This is a genomic window from Pseudomonas sp. 15C (assembly GCF_055484735.1).
Genome location: NZ_JBUDGD010000033.1, coordinates 1 through 16,553 on the forward strand (window position 1 = coordinate 1; position 16,553 = coordinate 16,553).

Below are 16,553 nucleotides of genomic sequence, written 5' to 3' on the forward strand. Positions count from 1 at the left end.
TGAAACTCGCGCGCTTGTATGGCTGGCGCAAGGGTGTCGAACAGCCGCTGGTGGTGGTCATGGCCAACGCGTTTCATGGCCGCACGCTCGGCACTTTGTCGGCCAGCGATGGCCCGGCGGTGCGCCTGGGCTTCAACGAATTGCCGGGGGATTTTGTCAAAGTGCCGTTCGGCGATCTCGCCGCGCTGGAGCAGGTGCAGCGTAAACACGGCGGGCGCATCGTGGCGATTCTGGTCGAGCCGATTCAGGGCGAGAGCGGCGTGCAGGTCGCGCCGCCCGGTTACCTCAAAGCCCTGCGCGATCAGTGCAATCGCCACGCGTGGCTGCTGATGCTCGATGAAATCCAGACCGGCATGGGCCGCACCGGGCAGTGGTTCGCCTTTCAACACGAAGGCATCGTTCCCGACGTCATGACCCTGGCCAAAGGCCTCGGCAATGGCGTGCCGATCGGCGCATGCCTGGCACGCGGCCGCGCGGCCGACCTGTTCACCCCCGGCAGCCACGGCAGCACCTTCGGCGGCAACCCACTGGCCTGCCGGGTCGCCTGCACCGTGCTGGATATCATCGAAGAACAAGGTTTGCTGGAAAATGCGCGGGTACAAGGCGAGCGCCTGTTGACCCGGTTACGCGCAGAGCTTGCCGACAACCCCAATGTGCTGGCGATTCGCGGACAGGGACTGATGATCGGCATCGAGCTGAAACAACCGGTGCGCGACCTGACCCTGATTGCGGCACGGGATCATGGCTTGTTGATCAACGTCACCCGCGGCAAGACGATACGGCTGCTGCCACCGTTGACGATTGATGAGCGGGAGGTGGGGATGATTGTCAGAGGGGTTGGGCGAGCACTGGCCTCCATCCAATCTTCGTAATCACGGCATCGCAACAGCTGGAGCACTTACTGCTTCGGCTGTTTTCATCATTGCGCAGTAATCTGCCAAGGAAATCATTACCACAGGATCGGCACTTCGCCTGATAACGAGCAGGGGAGTGCGGTCGTTGATGACCTGATCCATGGATTTTGCAAGGCACGCTCGGACTTTGCTGTAGGGGATGGTTTGCATGAGACAGACCTTTGGTGGGTAGAGCACAATTCGGCAGGATTCAATTGTGCCCAGTATCACCCAGGTATTCCGGAGACGTTTCCGAGAGATTTGTAATCCTGATCGCCAGTACTTGTCAGCAACTGAGCTGCTGTCAAATGGAACCTCACCGGTCATCCCTTAATCCGGCTCATCCCCCAACTCTGGCGCCAACATCCGCGTCTTCACCGCCCCATTCGAATTGTGCTGAACAATCTCGCTCGGCTGCCCCTGTTCATTGAAAAACACCTGTCCAATCCCCGCCGAATTCCACAACCGTTCCCCGGCCTCGGCATGTTCGGGCGTGTACGGCACGATGCGCATCTGCCGGCGTTTGGTAAACCAGTTCAACGGTGAGCGTGGCGAGTAGAGCCAGCGGTTGAGGCGGTCGAACCATTCCAGCAGGGTCGGTGGGAATTCGTTTTTGATGCCGCTGCTGGTGATCTGCCAGATACGCGGGCCGGCCTTGCGATGGCGGATCAACACTTCGTAGACGAACGAATAATGCACGTCACCCGACAGCACCACGTAGTTACCCGGTGTGCGCGAGTGGCGGAAAATGTTCAGGATCACTTGCGCGGCGCCGCGATGGGCCATCCAGTTTTCCGCATCGACCAGCAGTGGATAACCGCACCAGCTGAAGACCTTTTGCACGGTCTCGATCAACTTCACACCAAAGATCGGTGCCGGGGAAACGATGATCGCCGACGGGTGATCGAGCAGTTCCTGCTGCAGTTCGCTGAGCGCTTCCCAATCGAGCAAACCCGAAGGTTGCTTGAGCGCCATTTCACTGCGCCAGCGCCGCGTGCGCGTGTCGATCACCACCAGCGCCGGACTGCTTGGCAGAACGAAGTGCCACTGCTGAAAACGCAGCAACTGATCGATCAAATCATCCTGCACTGGTTGGTCCAGATAACCGTCATCGCCGCTGGCGCTCAGCTGTCGGGTCTTGGCCAACACTTCCTTGAACGCATCGGGATTGTTGCCCCAGCCCTGGCACAACAGATAAGCGATCAGCGCGTTGCCGATGATGCGCTTGGAGAACGGATGGCCGTAGGCGGTTTCCTCCCACTGCGCGGACAGGTTCCAGTCATCGGTGATGTCGTGATCGTCGAAAATCATCAGGCTCGGCAGGTGCGCCAGTGCCCTAGCGACGTTACCCAAGCCGGTCTTGAAGGCATCGATGCGCGTCTGTTCGAGGCGGTATCGCTTCAGCCGCGGCGGCGTCAGCGTCGGTGCCTGCGGGTTGATCAACGCCCACGGTGTCGGCGACCACACCAGCAGGTACATCGCCATGACTTCGGCGAAGGTCACCAGATGATTGTCGGCGCTGCTGCTGGTGAAAATCGGCTTACGCGCACCGCCGAAAAATCGCTCGCGCAACGTCTCGTTGCTTTCCAGCGCCGGTAACAAATCCGCGCGGTGATAGTAGCTGGCCGGGTGTTCATAGAGCTTGGCACTGTCGCTGACCACCGCGCCTTCGAGGTGTTCGTCGAACAGGCCGAGCCGTTCGATCAACGCATGAATCGCCCGCAGCATCGGCCCGGCGACGTCGTCGGCGTAGACCTGATCGCCGCTCATCATCAGCAGCGCCGGACGTTGTTGCGGATCGGTTTCCTCGGCCAGCAACTGATCAACGCAAAGCAGACCATCGCTTGCCGGGTGATGCGGCTTGCGGCAGGAACCATGTAGCAACTGATCGATCCGCGCGCGCAGGACGAAGTTCGGACTCGTCGCCTCGCCATACAGCAGATGCGGCGCCCAGTCGGCAACACCCGCGGCGTTATCAATCAGCAGGTCATAGTCGATACGCGTATCGCAGGGCAGGGCGCTGTCGAGCGCAACATCAATGAGGTGAACAAACGCATGACGGCCTACGGGAATAACCATGCATTTCCCGGCATCGAGAGGAATGTCTCCTACACCTTGCAGGCGCAAGGTCAGCGCCAGTTCGCGGCTACCAACCAGCCACATGACCAGCCGCGTTGGCTGCAGACGGCGCAACAGCGGGCCGGCCAGAACCGGCGGTAGCAAAGAGGTATCGGTCAGGTGTCGAGACATCGAAGGGCAAAGCTCAAGGCGTACAGGCTGGCGATGATAACGCAGCCGGCGCCTTGAGCGCTTAAGCGAGGCTTAAGAGTCGGCCTTCTTCAATTTCAGGTCGAGCAATTGCCAGTCGGAGTAACCTGCAGCGTCGGCCGGCAACTGTTTGATCGAGCAATCGAATTGGTAGAGAACGTCGTCGCCAAGCATATTGCGGGCGGTGACGGTATTGGTGATGGTGTAGGTCTGATCCTTGAACAATCGGCTATCGGTTTTGGCTTGTGGAGTGATCATCGCCGCTGCCGGAAAACGCATGGCTCTTTGTACGAACGGAACGCACATGACCGCTGCCAGTACTGACTTGTCAGCGTCAGGCTGCGTTCCCATCATTCGGCGCAGGGTGACAACGTTCGCGCCCACAACGTCTTCAAGTTTCTTCTCCGATATCGTCGTCGTTGCCATGCGCTGGCTATAGAACGGCATGAGCGGAGACTCCGGCGGCGAAGGCTCATTTTGCGGTGTGCTGGCAACGTAGGTTGGGAGGTTGCTGGTGACCGGGGTGGATGCAGGCGTGGGTACAGGTGCTGGCGCAGGTGCCGGCGCAGGCTCCTTTACCGTAACGGTCGCAGGCTCGGCTTCAGGCATCACCGCAGCGGGGTCGACTGTCTGGGCAGCGGTTTCTTCGACTGCCTGCTTGGGCTCGTGTGCCATCGGGAACAGTGAAAGGCTGATGGACAACACCACCAGGCCGACGATCAAACCGCCTGCCAAACCGACCATATTGCCGAAAAACAGATTCCAGCTGCCGCGGTTCTTCACCACCCAGCGCCACATGAAACCCCACACCGCAACAAATGCCAGCAAGCGCAAAAAATCCATTCGATCCTTTCCTTAACCCTTCAAAAAGCCAAGATCAACGCACTCCCGTGGTGAGCGCTGACGATGGGCGGCACGATAGCAAAACCCACGCGTAACGCCAGCGGTGAGTGCGCTGCTCAGCGAAAGTTGACTGCAATAATCGTTAATGTCGTCACGCCAGCGGCCAATGCACAGAGGCCAGCCACTATGTGGCGTACTAGCGGATGCGCTGGCCGTGGTCGACTGGCCAGCCACATCCAGACACCCGCCAGCGCGCCTGCTGTGGTGGTCACAGCCATTACGCTTCCTTTGAAGTGTGTCGACGAAGCTGCATCTGACGGGAAGAGGCTTGAGACGATGATCGAAACGGTCATCGCGACCACAAAACCACCGGCAGCGCCTGCCAGGTTGGCCTGAATCAGATTCCAGTTTCCGCGCTCGGTCGCGATCCAGACCCACACCACAGTCCAAATGAACAGGTAAAGCAAAGCCAGCATGCTGCGTGTCCTTAGAAAATCGATACCGTCGAGGCGCTCGAAACCTCGCCGTCGGCAGTGGACGGCAAGATAGCAAAATAGTAGCTTCGCGCCACTTTCTTCGTCTGCGTAACGGCGGGGCGATCGACATTCGAGTCGTCAAAGTGCGTAAGTAATCCGCAGGATTTTTCTTCAACCAGAGGATGGACAGATGATCGACTTCAATAACAAAGGCTTCTTCAAACTCAAACAGAACGACGAGTATGCCGAGCGCGTCACCGCACTGTTGCTGGAAGGCGAGCAAGTCATCGACGCTTACAAAGCCATGCGCGACGGCGTGGTCTTCACCAACAAGCGCATCATCGCTGTCAACGTCCAGGGCATCACCGGCAGCAAAAAGGATTTCACCTCGCTGCCCTACAAGAACATCGTCGCCTACTCCGTGGAAACATCGGGCACGTTCGATCTGGATTCGGAACTGGAGATCTACTTTTCGTCACTAGGGAAAGTGAAATTCGAATTCACCGGCAAGACGTCGATGGTGGAAATTTCGAAGTACATTTCCAGCTATCTGCTCTAAGCGATGCGCGCGCGGCATTCAAAGAATGTCGCGCAAATATCCCTTGATCGCGAGCAGCGGCTGATCCAACTGCTCCAGCGACTGCGCCCGACTCAACTGCGCCGACAACTTGCTCAACTCCCGCCCCAACGGCTTTTCAACCCCGCCCAACGCATCCATCGCCAGGCTCAGGCATTCATTCATCTTGAACTGAATCGCCTGCACATCGCCGCGCTTGACCAACAGCTCGAAAATGTCCTTCTGGTAATCGCCCATGACCATGTCATCGCGCAGAATCGGGCTCAGGCCTTCCTCCTCGTAGGCGAGTTTGAGGGAGAAGAGGGCGATGGTTTCCAGTGAGGTTTCCATGGGGTCGACCTTTTGAGTATCTCGTCGGCAGGCGAGCGGCACTTTCCGCCAGACGAAAAAAAAGGCCTTGCAAAGCAAGACCTTTCTTAATTTTGGTGCCCCGAGGGAGACTCGAACTCCCACTCCTTTCGAAAACGGATTTTGAATCCGCCGCGTCTACCAATTCCGCCATCAGGGCTCAATGGCGGCGAAGTATAGAGAGGTCATTACCGTTGGTCAATCACGTTTCATGGTCAATTTTTGATATTTCCGCTAGACTTTCCGGCCCTGCTAGACGAACCCCATCATGCGCGTTGCTGACTTTACTTTCGAGCTTCCTGATTCGCTGATCGCCCGCCATCCTTTGGCCGAGCGTCGCGGTAGTCGCCTGCTGACCCTCGATGGGCCGAGCGGCGCCCTGGCACACCGTCAATTCACTGATTTGCTTGAGCATTTGCGCCCGGGCGATTTGATGGTGTTCAACAATACCCGGGTGATTCCGGCGCGGCTGTTCGGGCAGAAAGCGTCCGGCGGCAAGCTGGAAATTCTGGTTGAGCGCGTGCTCGACAGCCACCGCGTGCTGGCGCATGTGCGCTCGAGCAAGTCGCCGAAGCCGGGGTCGAAGATCCTTATCGACGGCGGTGGCGAAGCCGAGATGCTGGCGCGTCATGATGCGTTGTTCGAGCTGGGCTTCGCTGAAGAAGTGCTGCCGCTGCTCGACCGTGTCGGGCACATGCCGTTGCCTCCTTATATAGACCGCCCGGATGAGGGCTCGGATCGCGAGCGTTATCAGACCGTGTACGCCGAGCGCCTGGGCGCGGTGGCGGCGCCGACGGCGGGGCTGCATTTCGATCAGCCGTTGCTGGAGGCGATTGCGGCCAAGGGCGTCGAGACTGCGTTCGTCACGCTGCACGTCGGCGCGGGAACGTTCCAGCCGGTGCGCGTCGACAAGATCGAAGATCACCACATGCACACCGAGTGGCTGGAAGTCGGCCAGGACGTGGTCGATGCCGTAGCGGCGTGTCGTGCGCGCGGTGGTCGGGTGGTGGCGGTCGGCACGACCAGTGTGCGTTCGCTGGAGAGTGCGGCGCGTGATGGTGTACTCAAGCCGTTCAGTGGCGACACCGACATCTTTATCTACCCGGGCCGACCGTTTCATGTGGTCGATGCTCTGGTGACCAATTTCCATTTGCCGGAATCGACGCTGTTGATGCTGGTTTCGGCGTTTGCCGGTTACCCGGAAACCATGGCCGCCTACAAAGCCGCGGTCGACAACGGTTACCGCTTTTTCAGCTACGGTGATGCGATGTTCATCACCCGCAATCCCGCTCCAACTGCCCCTGAACAATCAGGCCCAGAGGAAACAGAATGAGTCGCGAATGTCGAATGTCCTTTGAGCTGCTGGCCACCGATGGCAAGGCTCGCCGTGGTCGCCTGACCTTCCCCCGTGGCACCGTCGAAACCCCGGCGTTCATGCCGGTCGGCACCTACGGCACGGTCAAGGGCATGTTGCCGCGTGACATCGTCGCCACGGGCGCGGAGATCATTCTGGGCAACACTTTCCACCTGTGGCTGCGTCCCGGCACGCAGGTGATCAAGGAGCACGGCGACCTGCATGATTTCATGCAGTGGAAAGGCCCGATCCTGACTGACTCCGGCGGCTTCCAGGTGTTCAGCCTTGGCGCGATGCGCAAGATCAAGGAGGAGGGCGTGACCTTCGCCTCGCCGGTCGATGGCGCGAAAGTGTTCATGGGCCCGGAAGAATCGATGCAGGTGCAGCGCGATCTCGGCTCCGACATCGTGATGATCTTCGACGAATGCACGCCGTACCCGGCCGACGAAGACGTTGCGCGCGTATCGATGGAGCTGTCGTTGCGCTGGGCCCAGCGTTCGAAGAATGCGCATGGCGACAACACCGCAGCGCTGTTCGGCATCGTCCAGGGCGGCATGCATGAAAACCTGCGCATGCGCTCGCTCGAAGGCCTCGACAAGATCGGCTTCGACGGCCTCGCTATCGGCGGCCTGTCGGTGGGTGAACCGAAGCACGAAATGATCAAGGTGCTCGATTACCTGCCGGGCCAGATGCCCGCTGACAAACCTCGTTACCTTATGGGCGTTGGCAAACCGGAAGATCTGGTTGAGGGTGTGCGCCGCGGTGTGGACATGTTCGATTGCGTGATGCCAACCCGTAATGCCCGCAATGGGCATCTGTTCATTGATACTGGCGTGCTGAAGATCCGTAACGCGTTCCATCGCCATGATGAATCGCCGCTGGATCCGACCTGCGATTGCTATACCTGCCAGAACTTCTCGCGCGCTTATCTGCATCACCTGGACAAGTGCGGCGAAATGCTCGGCAGCATGCTCAATACCATCCATAACTTGCGCCATTATCAGGTGCTGATGGCTGGTTTGCGCGAGGCTATTCAACAGGGTACATTGGCCGCCTTTGTCGATGCCTTCTACGCCAAACGCGGGCTTCCCGTTCCGCCTTTGGACTGAGTTTTCTGACCCCAAGATTCAACATTTGCAACTGGAGTGCTAAATGAGCTTTTTTATCTCTAACGCCATGGCTGACGCAGCTGCACCGGCTGCTGCAAGCCCAATGGGCGGCGGCTTCGAGTGGATTTTCCTGGTCGGCTTCCTGGTCATCTTCTACCTGATGATCTGGCGTCCACAGGCCAAGCGCGCCAAAGAGCAGAAGAACCTGCTGAGCAGCCTGCAGAAAGGCGACGAAGTCGTGACCACTGGCGGCATCGCCGGCAAGATCACCAAGGTTGCCGATGACTTCGTGGTTCTGGAAGTCTCCGACACCGTTGAAATGAAGTTCCAGAAAGGCGCCATCGCCGCCACGCTGCCAAAAGGCACGCTGAAAGCGATCTAAGAGCAACAACTTCTACTCAATCGACGGGGCGCGCAAGGCGCCCCGCGTTCATAACGGGCGGCGTGATGCTGAACAAATACCCTCTGTGGAAATACATTCTGATCCTGGCGGTGCTGGCGATCGGTCTGATTTATTCCGCTCCCAATCTTTACCCCGATGACCCGGCCATTCAGATCAGCGGCGCCAGCACGGCCCTGCAGGTCAATCAGGCCGATCTGGATCGCGTCGGCACTGCGTTGAAAGAATCCGGCATCAACGTCAAGGCAGCCACGCTGACCTCGGGCGGCAAGGGCGGTCTGATCCGTCTGGCCAAGGCTGAAGATCAGCTGCCGGCCAAGGACGTTGTGCGCAAGGCATTGGGTGATGACTACGTCGTTGCGCTGAACCTGGCACAGACCACTCCGCAATGGCTGCGCAATCTGGGCGCGCACCCGATGAAGCTGGGTCTGGACTTGTCCGGTGGTGTGCACTTCCTGCTTGAAGTGGACATGGACAAAGCCCTCGATGCACGCCTGAAAGTCTACGAAGGCGACGTCAAGAGCCTGCTGCGCAAAGAAAAGCTGCGTTATCGCAGCCTGCCGCAACTGGGCGGTGCCATTCAGCTGGGCTTCGCTGACGAAGACAGCCGCGAACAGGCTCGCAGCCTGATCCGCAAGAACTTCAACGATTTCGACATTGTTCCGGCCGACCTCAACGGTCAACCGGTGCTGCGTCTGGCGATGACCCCGGCCAAGCTGGCGGAAATCCGTGAATACTCCATCAAGCAGAACCTGACCACGGTACGTAACCGCGTCAACGAGCTGGGTGTTGCCGAACCGATCGTTCAGCGTCAGGGTGCCAACCGCATCGTGGTTGAACTGCCGGGCGTGCAGGACACTGCCGAAGCCAAGCGTATTCTCGGCAAGACGGCCAACCTTGAGTTCCGTCTGGCCGCCGAGCCGGGCGCTTCGAAAGCCACTTCCGAGTCGTTCGAATTCCGTGAAGGCAATCGTCCGCCAGCGCAGATCGAGCGTGGTCTGATCATCACTGGTGACCAGGTCACCGACGCCAAGGCCGGTTTCGGCGAGCACGGCACGCCGGAAGTGAACATCCGTCTGGATGGTCACGGTGGCGAGCTGATGAGTCGCGCGACCCGTTCCAACGTGGGTCGCAGCATGGCGGTGATCTTCATCGAGCAGCGCCCGGTGACGACTTACACCAAGCAGGTCGTCAACGGCGTCGAGAAAGACGTGCCGGTGCAGACCTTCAAGGAAGAGAAGAAGATCATCAGCCTGGCGACCATTCAGTCGCCGCTGGGTGCGCAGTTCCGTATCACCGGCCTGAACGGCCAGGGCGAATCGTCCGAACTGGCCCTGCTGCTGCGTGCCGGTGGTCTGGCGGCGCCGATGTACTTCGCTGAAGAGCGCACAATCGGTCCGAGCCTGGGTGCTGACAACATCACCAAAGGTATCGACGCGTCGCTGTGGGGCATGCTGTTCGTGTCGCTGTTCATCATCGCCATCTACCGCTTCTTCGGCGTTATCGCCACTGTCGCGCTGGCGGTGAACATGGTGCTGTTGCTGGCGCTGATGTCGCTGCTGGGTGCCACGCTGACCCTGCCGGGCATCGCCGGTATTGTGCTGACCATGGGTATGGCGGTCGACGCCAACGTGCTGATCTTCTCGCGGATCCGTGAAGAGATCGCCGCCGGCATGACCGTGCAGCGTGCAATCAACGAAGGCTTCGGCCGGGCATTCACCGCGATTCTCGACGCCAACCTGACCACCTTGCTGGTCGGCGGCATTCTCTTCGCCATGGGCACCGGCCCGGTGAAGGGCTTCGCAGTGACCATGTCCCTCGGGATCTTTACCTCGATGTTCACGGCCATCATGGTGACCCGCGCAATGGTCAACCTGATCTTTGGCGGACGTGACTTCAAGAAGTTGTGGATTTAAGGGGCTGCCATGTTACGTACAATCAACTTCATGGGCGTTCGCAACTTCGCGTTCGGCGTCACGGTTTTTCTGACCCTGCTGGCGGTATTCAGCGTTGTCACCAAAGGCATGAACTGGGGCCTGGACTTCACCGGCGGTACGCTCATCGAGCTGACCTACGAGCGTCCGGCCGATGTCACCAAGGTCCGCGAGCAGTTGGCGACCTCGGGTTACCACGAAGCCGTCGTGCAGAACTTCGGTGCCACCACTGACCTGCTGGTGCGCATGCCGGGTGAAGACCCGCAGCTCGGTCATCAGGTCGCGGAAGCGCTGCAGAAGGTCGGCGGCGACAACCCGGCGACGGTCAAGCGTGTCGAGTTCGTCGGCCCGCAGGTCGGTGAAGAGTTGCGCGACCAGGGCGGCCTCGGCATGCTCCTGGCGCTCGGTGGCATCCTGATCTACCTGGCTTTCCGCTTTCAGTGGAAATTCGCGGTCGGCGCCATCGTGTCGCTGATCCACGACGTGATCGTGACTATCGGTATCCTGTCGTTCTTCCAGATCACCTTCGACCTGACGGTGCTGGCGGCGGTACTGGCGATCATCGGTTACTCGCTGAACGACACCATCGTCGTGTTCGACCGGGTGCGCGAGAACTTCCGTGTCCTGCGCAAGGCGTCGCTGATCGAGAACATCAACATCTCGACCACCCAGACCCTGCTGCGCACCATGGCGACGTCGATCTCGACATTGCTGGCGATCGCGGCGCTGCTGTTCTTTGGCGGCGACAACCTGTTCGGCTTCTCCATTGCGCTGTTCATCGGCGTGCTGGCAGGTACGTACTCGTCGATCTACATCGCCAACGTCGTGCTGATCTGGCTGAACCTGACTACAGAGGATCTGATTCCTCCGGCCAACACCGAGCAGGAAGTCGACGACCGTCCATAACGGCCCTCGAAACTCCGGCTGTCAGGCCACGAAAGGCGCGAGTTGAACTCGCGCCTTTTTTTGTGCTCCAAGGCTGGGAGAAGCGCGGGCGCGTCCCGCATGTGATGGTCAGGAGGTTCATGTGAACAAGTCGTTGCTGGTTGGTGCGGTATTGGGTGCTGTCGGTGTTACAGCCGGGGGTGCTGTTGCCACCTACAGCCTGGTTAAAAGCGGCCCTGAGTATGCGCAAGTGCTAGCCGTTGAGCCGGTCAAGACACAGATCAAGACTCCACGTGAAGTTTGCAAGGATGTAACGGTGACCCGTCAGGCGCCGGTGAAAGATCAACACCAGATCGCCGGGACCGTGGTTGGCGCGCTGGCCGGTGGTTTGCTGGGTAACCAGATTGGCGGCGGCACCGGCAAGAAGATTGCCACGGTAGCCGGTGCGGTCGGTGGCGGTTATGCGGGCAACAAGGTGCAGGAGGGCATGCAGGAGCGTGATACCTACACCACCACGCAAACCCGCTGCAACACGGTCAATGACATCAGCGACAAGGTCGTCGGTTACGACGTGCGTTACTCGCTCGATGGCAAGGAAGGCAAAGTGCGGATGGACCGCGATCCGGGCAACCAGATTCCGGTCGACAAGGAAGGCAAGCTGATCCTGTCGCAGAACGAGCCGGGTCAGTAAGGTTTCACTGGTTTGAAAAGAAGCACCCTGCGGGGTGCTTTTTTTGTGCCTGCAATTCCACCGGCACAACAATCCCTTGTAGGAGTGAGCCTGCTCGCGATAGCTATTTATCATTCAAGATAGGTGGTGGCTGAAACACCGCTATCGCGAGCAGGCTCACTCCTGCATTGGATTTGTGGGGTGTCAGGACGCAAATTGCGGGCATAAAAAAAGCACCCGAAGGGTGCTTTTCTGATTCGTCCGAAGCTTAGCGCTTCAGCGAAGCCGGCAGGTGCGGCTGGATCGCCGTCAGCACTGCCTTGAAACATTTGGTGTTGCCGGCAACGATGTGGCCTTTTTCAAGGAAGTCGTGACCGCCGGTGAAATCGCTCACCAGGCCGCCGGCTTCTTGAATCAGCAGGGCGCCTGCCGCCATGTCCCACTCGGACAGACCCGACTCCCAGAATGCATCGAAACGACCGGCAGCGACGTAAGCCAGGTCCAGGCTCGCTGCGCCAGCGCGGCGGATGCCGGCGGTCTGGCCTACCAGGGAGCGGAACATGCCCAGGTAGTTGTCGAGGTTGTCCATCTGATCGTTACGGAACGGGAAACCGGTACCCAGCAGGGCGCCGTCAAGGCTGGTGCGGCCGCTGACGCGCAGGCGACGACCGTTCAGTTGTGCGCCGCGACCACGACTGGCGGTGAATTCTTCCTGGCGCACCGGGTCCAGAACCACAGCGTGTTCCAGGCGACCACGGTATTTGCAGGCGATGCTGACTGCGAAGTGCGGAATGCCACGCAGGAAGTTGGTGGTGCCGTCCAGTGGATCGATGATCCACAGGTACTCTTCGCCTTCGATGCCGGTGCCGGCGTGCAGGCCGGTCTCTTCACCCCGGATCGAGTGATTCGGGTAAGCCTTGCGCAGGGCATCGATGATTTTCTGTTCAGCGGCGCGATCGACCTCGGATACGTAATCCTTGGCGTCTTTTTCGTCGACCTTGATGGTATCCAGGCGCTCGATGGAGCGGAAGATCAGTTCACTGGCGCTGCGGGCGGCGCGCAGCGCGATATTCAGCATGGGCTGCATGGATGTGTCACCTAAGGTTGTTAAAGAAAGCCGCGCATTCTATCAGAACTTTTCTTCAGGTGAAGGACGCTGTTCGCTTTCATAGCTTAACGGTAGGCTGTTCTGTAAGATTTGCCCCCCTTTCCAATGTCCGAGAGCGCCTCCCTTGCTGCAGAACATTCGTGTCGTCCTGGTCAATACCAGCCACCCCGGAAACATCGGCGGGGCCGCGCGCGCCATGAAAAACATGGGTCTGTCGCGTCTGGTGCTGGTCGAGCCACGCCAGTTTCCGCACCACGAAGCCGATGCCCGAGCATCCGGTGCCGGAGACATCCTTGAAAACGCGCAAGTCGTCGCCACTTTGGAAGACGCGCTGGTCGGCTGCAATCTGGTCCTAGGTACCAGTGCGCGGGATCGGCGTATTCCCTGGCCGCTGCTCGATCCGCGTGAATGCGGAACCAAAGTCATCGAAGAAGCCGGGCAGGGCGCCGAAATCGCTTTGGTGTTCGGGCGTGAAGATTCCGGGCTGACCAACGAAGAGCTGCAGCGATGTCACTTTCACGTGCACATCCCTTCCGACCCGACGTTCAGTTCGCTGAACCTGGGGGCGGCGGTGCAGGTGTTGAGTTATGAAGTGCGCATGGCCTGGCTGGCCTCGCAGGGGCAGCCGAGCAAGGTCGAGAAAGAAGAAGTGGCTTCGGTAAAAAGTGCCGAACTGGCGACCATGGATGAGCTGGAGCGCTTTTATGAGCATCTGGAGCAGACATTGGTCGCGATCGAATTTCTCGACCCGGAAAAGCCCCGGCACTTGATGGCGCGCCTGCGCCGGTTGTACGGACGCAGCTCGGTCAGCCGGGCGGAAATGAATATTTTGCGGGGCATTCTCACGGAAACCCAGAAAGCGGCCCGTGGTGAGCTTCTTAAGCGGAAGGACTGAATGATGTTTGAGCGTTTGCGTGAAGATATCCAGAGCGTATTCCATCGAGACCCGGCGGCGCGTAACGCTTTTGAAGTCCTGACCTGCTACCCCGGCATGCATGCGATCTGGATTCATCGCCTGGCTGGCATGCTCTGGCGCAACGATCTGAAGTGGCTGGCGCGGCTGGTGTCGAACTTCGGCCGCTGGCTGACCGGCATCGAGATTCATCCGGGCGCCAAGGTCGGCCGTCGGTTCTTCATCGACCACGGCATGGGCATCGTTATCGGTGAGACCGCCGAGATCGGCGACGACGTGACCATTTATCAGGGCGTGACCCTTGGCGGCACCAGTTGGAACAAGGGCAAGCGCCATCCGACGCTGGGCGACGGTGTGGTGGTGGGTGCAGGCGCGAAGGTGCTCGGTCCGTTCACGGTTGGTGCCGGTGCCAAGGTCGGTTCCAACGCGGTGGTGACCAAGGAAGTGCCGCCGGGCGCCACCGTGGTGGGGATTCCCGGGCGCATCATCGTCAAGTCCGATGAAGAGCAGGACGCCAAGCGCAAGGCCATGGCCGAAAAAATCGGTTTCGATGCCTATGGCGTCAGCGAAGACATGCCCGACCCAGTGGCGCGCGCCATCGGCCAGTTACTCGATCACCTGCAAGCGGTCGACGGACGACTGGAAGGCATGTGCGGCGCGTTGAAGGATCTGGGCAGCAATTACTGTGCGAAAGATCTGCCTGAGCTGCGTGAAGAAGACTTTGCCTGTGTGAAGGGCAAAGATCAGAGTCAAGTCAGTTAAATCGCGGTGCTGCTATCGCGAGCAGGCTCACTACTACATTTGAAATGCGTTCCCCTGCAGGAGTGAGCCCGCTCGCGATGAACGATTACACGGTTGCGCTGGCTGTACGTCACAGGCCTTTGCTATAGTGCGCGCGCTCTTTTGCGGGTAAACCCGACTAAAGCACTAGGTCTTATAGTTGACTTAAATGCTCGGGAATTGCATACTCCCGCCCATTCTGAACTCCGTGGTAACTGTCCATGCGACTGACTACAAAAGGCCGATACGCCGTGACCGCCATGCTTGACCTGGCGTTGCACGCGCAGCACGGGCCGGTGTCCCTGGCCGATATCTCCGAGCGCCAAGGCATCTCCCTGTCCTACCTCGAACAGCTGTTCGCCAAACTGCGTCGCAGCAACCTGGTTTCCAGTGTTCGCGGTCCGGGTGGTGGCTACCAGTTGTCCCGCGACATGCAGGGCATCCAGGTTGCCCAGGTGATCGATGCGGTGAACGAATCGGTCGACGCCACCAAGTGCCAGGGCCAGGGCGATTGCCATTCCGGCGACACCTGCCTGACCCACCATCTGTGGTGCGACCTGAGCCTGCAGATTCACGAATTTCTAAGTGGTATCAGCTTGGCTGATCTTGTGACTCGCCGTGAGGTGCAAGAAGTAGCCCAGCGTCAGGACCAGCGCCGTTGCAACAGCAAGGCGCCACGCCTGGACAAGATTGAAGCGTCCGCCGTCGAATGACCGCCAGAGAGCCAACGGCACGCCAGCCCTGATTTAGGAGATAGTCCATGAAATTGCCGATTTACCTTGATTACTCTGCGACCACCCCGGTTGATCCGCGTGTTGCGCAAAAAATGAGTGAATGCCTGCTGGTTGACGGAAACTTCGGCAACCCGGCGTCGCGCTCCCACGTATTTGGCTGGAAGGCTGAAGAGTCGGTCGAAAACGCCCGTCGTCAGGTGGCCGATCTGGTCAATGCCGATCCGCGCGAAATCGTCTGGACCTCCGGTGCCACCGAGTCCGACAACCTGGCAATCAAGGGTGCGGCACATTTCTACGCCTCCAAGGGCAAGCACCTGATCACCAGCAAAATCGAACACAAGGCCGTTCTCGACACCATGCGCCAACTGGAGCGCGAAGGTTTCGAAGTGACTTACCTTGAGCCGACCGAAGACGGTCTGATCACTCCGGCGATGATCGATGCGGCACTGCGCGAAGACACCATTCTGGTGTCGGTGATGCACGTGAACAATGAAATCGGTACTGTCAACGACATCGCTGCGATCGGCGAACTGCTGCGCTCCAAGGGTGTGCTGTTCCACGTCGACGCCGCTCAGTCCACTGGCAAGGTCGACATCGACCTGCAGAAACTGAAAGTCGACATGATGTCGTTCTCCGCCCACAAGACCTACGGCCCTAAAGGCATCGGCGCGCTGTACGTCAGCCGCAAGCCGCGTGTGCGCATCGAAGCGACCATGCACGGCGGCGGTCACGAGCGTGGCATGCGTTCCGGCACCCTGGCGACCCACCAGATCGTCGGCATGGGCGAGGCGTTCCGTGTGGCTAAAGAAGACATGGCCGCTGAAAATGTCCGTATCAAAGCCTTGAGCGACCGTTTCTACAAGCAGGTCGAGCATCTGGAAGAGCTGTACGTCAACGGCAGCCTGACCGCCCGCGTTCCGCACAACCTGAACCTGAGCTTCAACTACGTTGAAGGCGAGTCGCTGATCATGGCGCTCAAGGATCTGGCGGTATCGTCCGGTTCGGCGTGCACCTCGGCGTCGCTGGAGCCTTCGTACGTACTGCGCGCCCTGGGCCGCAACGACGAACTGGCACACAGCTCGATCCGCTTTACCTTCGGCCGTTTCACCACCGAAGAAGAAATCGACTACGCCGCGCAGAAAGTCTGCGAGGCCGTTACCAAGCTGCGCGCTTTGTCGCCGCTGTGGGACATGTACAAAGATGGCGTCGATATCTCGAAAATCGAGTGGGCGGCACACTAACCAAAGAAGCCGCCGGATAC

At 59.4% G+C, this 16,553-nt stretch carries 18 protein-coding genes and 1 tRNA gene; 12 read left to right on the forward strand and 7 right to left on the reverse strand.

What is annotated here, in order from left to right:
• Window positions 1-872: aminotransferase class III-fold pyridoxal phosphate-dependent enzyme (locus ACYYKW_RS17175; protein WP_464990637.1), on the forward strand; the 872-nt coding region annotated here is incomplete at its 5' end.
• On the opposite strand, the gene ACYYKW_RS17180 is transcribed toward ACYYKW_RS17175, so the two are convergent.
• From ACYYKW_RS17180 to ACYYKW_RS17195, 4 genes are all read right to left on the reverse strand, one after another.
• On the reverse strand, window positions 873-1,064 hold the full coding sequence (locus tag ACYYKW_RS17180; RefSeq protein ID WP_172833244.1) for a type II toxin-antitoxin system Phd/YefM family antitoxin: 192 nt from the start codon (window positions 1,062-1,064) through the stop codon (window positions 873-875).
• Between the two features lie 159 nt (window positions 1,065-1,223).
• Entirely contained in the window at window positions 1,224-3,143 is a 1,920-nt protein-coding gene (locus ACYYKW_RS17185; protein WP_464990638.1) for an alkaline phosphatase D family protein, read from the reverse strand.
• Between the two features lie 72 nt (window positions 3,144-3,215).
• Entirely contained in the window at window positions 3,216-4,004 is a 789-nt protein-coding gene (locus ACYYKW_RS17190) for a hypothetical protein (RefSeq protein WP_464990639.1), read from the reverse strand.
• Window positions 4,005-4,120: 116 nt separating this feature from the next.
• Entirely contained in the window at window positions 4,121-4,480 is a 360-nt protein-coding gene (locus ACYYKW_RS17195) for a hypothetical protein (RefSeq protein ID WP_336355401.1), read from the reverse strand.
• Window positions 4,481-4,670: 190 nt separating this feature from the next.
• Between ACYYKW_RS17195 and ACYYKW_RS17200 the strand changes: the two genes are divergently transcribed.
• Window positions 4,671-5,039, forward strand: a complete 369-nt coding sequence (locus ACYYKW_RS17200; RefSeq protein ID WP_090286060.1) for a PH domain-containing protein — start codon at window positions 4,671-4,673, stop codon at window positions 5,037-5,039.
• 18 nt (window positions 5,040-5,057) lie between these two features.
• On the opposite strand, the gene ACYYKW_RS17205 is transcribed toward ACYYKW_RS17200, so the two are convergent.
• Entirely contained in the window at window positions 5,058-5,387 is a 330-nt protein-coding gene (locus ACYYKW_RS17205; RefSeq protein WP_336355399.1) for a hypothetical protein, read from the reverse strand.
• A 93-nt stretch (window positions 5,388-5,480) separates the two neighbouring features.
• Window positions 5,481-5,565: transfer RNA gene (locus ACYYKW_RS17210), tRNA-Leu, on the reverse strand.
• A 108-nt stretch (window positions 5,566-5,673) separates the two neighbouring features.
• Here ACYYKW_RS17210 and queA point away from each other — a divergent pair.
• From queA to ACYYKW_RS17240, 6 genes are all read left to right on the forward strand, one after another.
• Complete coding sequence (queA, locus tag ACYYKW_RS17215) at window positions 5,674-6,738, forward strand: tRNA preQ1(34) S-adenosylmethionine ribosyltransferase-isomerase QueA (RefSeq protein WP_206415086.1); 1,065 nt, start codon at window positions 5,674-5,676, stop codon at window positions 6,736-6,738.
• Window positions 6,739-6,752: 14 nt separating this feature from the next.
• On the forward strand, window positions 6,753-7,868 hold the full coding sequence (gene tgt, locus ACYYKW_RS17220) for a tRNA guanosine(34) transglycosylase Tgt (RefSeq protein WP_160768392.1): 1,116 nt from the start codon (window positions 6,753-6,755) through the stop codon (window positions 7,866-7,868).
• A 43-nt stretch (window positions 7,869-7,911) separates the two neighbouring features.
• Window positions 7,912-8,250 (forward strand): preprotein translocase subunit YajC, encoded by a 339-nt coding sequence (gene yajC, locus ACYYKW_RS17225; RefSeq protein WP_016773317.1) that lies wholly within the window; start codon window positions 7,912-7,914, stop codon window positions 8,248-8,250.
• Between the two features lie 65 nt (window positions 8,251-8,315).
• Window positions 8,316-10,184: a protein translocase subunit SecD gene (gene secD / locus ACYYKW_RS17230; protein WP_464990640.1), complete on the forward strand. Its 1,869-nt coding sequence runs from the start codon at window positions 8,316-8,318 to the stop codon at window positions 10,182-10,184.
• A gap of 9 nt (window positions 10,185-10,193) precedes the next feature.
• Window positions 10,194-11,108, forward strand: a complete 915-nt coding sequence (secF, locus tag ACYYKW_RS17235) for a protein translocase subunit SecF (RefSeq protein ID WP_258448094.1) — start codon at window positions 10,194-10,196, stop codon at window positions 11,106-11,108.
• Between the two features lie 121 nt (window positions 11,109-11,229).
• On the forward strand, window positions 11,230-11,778 hold the full coding sequence (locus ACYYKW_RS17240; protein ID WP_007956693.1) for a glycine zipper 2TM domain-containing protein: 549 nt from the start codon (window positions 11,230-11,232) through the stop codon (window positions 11,776-11,778).
• Between the two features lie 247 nt (window positions 11,779-12,025).
• On the opposite strand, the gene suhB is transcribed toward ACYYKW_RS17240, so the two are convergent.
• Complete coding sequence (gene suhB / locus ACYYKW_RS17245) at window positions 12,026-12,844, reverse strand: type III secretion system regulator SuhB (RefSeq protein ID WP_090286039.1); 819 nt, start codon at window positions 12,842-12,844, stop codon at window positions 12,026-12,028.
• Between the two features lie 145 nt (window positions 12,845-12,989).
• Here suhB and trmJ point away from each other — a divergent pair, with 145 nt between their 5' ends.
• The 4 genes from trmJ to ACYYKW_RS17265 all read left to right on the forward strand — a co-directional run bounded on the left by trmJ (window position 12,990) and on the right by ACYYKW_RS17265 (window position 16,533).
• Window positions 12,990-13,760, forward strand: a complete 771-nt coding sequence (gene trmJ, locus ACYYKW_RS17250; RefSeq protein ID WP_090286037.1) for a tRNA (cytosine(32)/uridine(32)-2'-O)-methyltransferase TrmJ — start codon at window positions 12,990-12,992, stop codon at window positions 13,758-13,760.
• Window positions 13,761-13,763: 3 nt separating this feature from the next.
• Window positions 13,764-14,540, forward strand: a complete 777-nt coding sequence (cysE, locus tag ACYYKW_RS17255) for a serine O-acetyltransferase (protein WP_336355386.1) — start codon at window positions 13,764-13,766, stop codon at window positions 14,538-14,540.
• A 239-nt stretch (window positions 14,541-14,779) separates the two neighbouring features.
• Window positions 14,780-15,271, forward strand: coding sequence for a Fe-S cluster assembly transcriptional regulator IscR (iscR, locus tag ACYYKW_RS17260; RefSeq protein WP_003227911.1), 492 nt, complete (start codon window positions 14,780-14,782; stop codon window positions 15,269-15,271).
• Window positions 15,272-15,318: 47 nt separating this feature from the next.
• Window positions 15,319-16,533, forward strand: a complete 1,215-nt coding sequence (locus tag ACYYKW_RS17265) for an IscS subfamily cysteine desulfurase (protein WP_093098571.1) — start codon at window positions 15,319-15,321, stop codon at window positions 16,531-16,533.
• Window positions 16,534-16,553 lie beyond the last annotated feature (20 nt).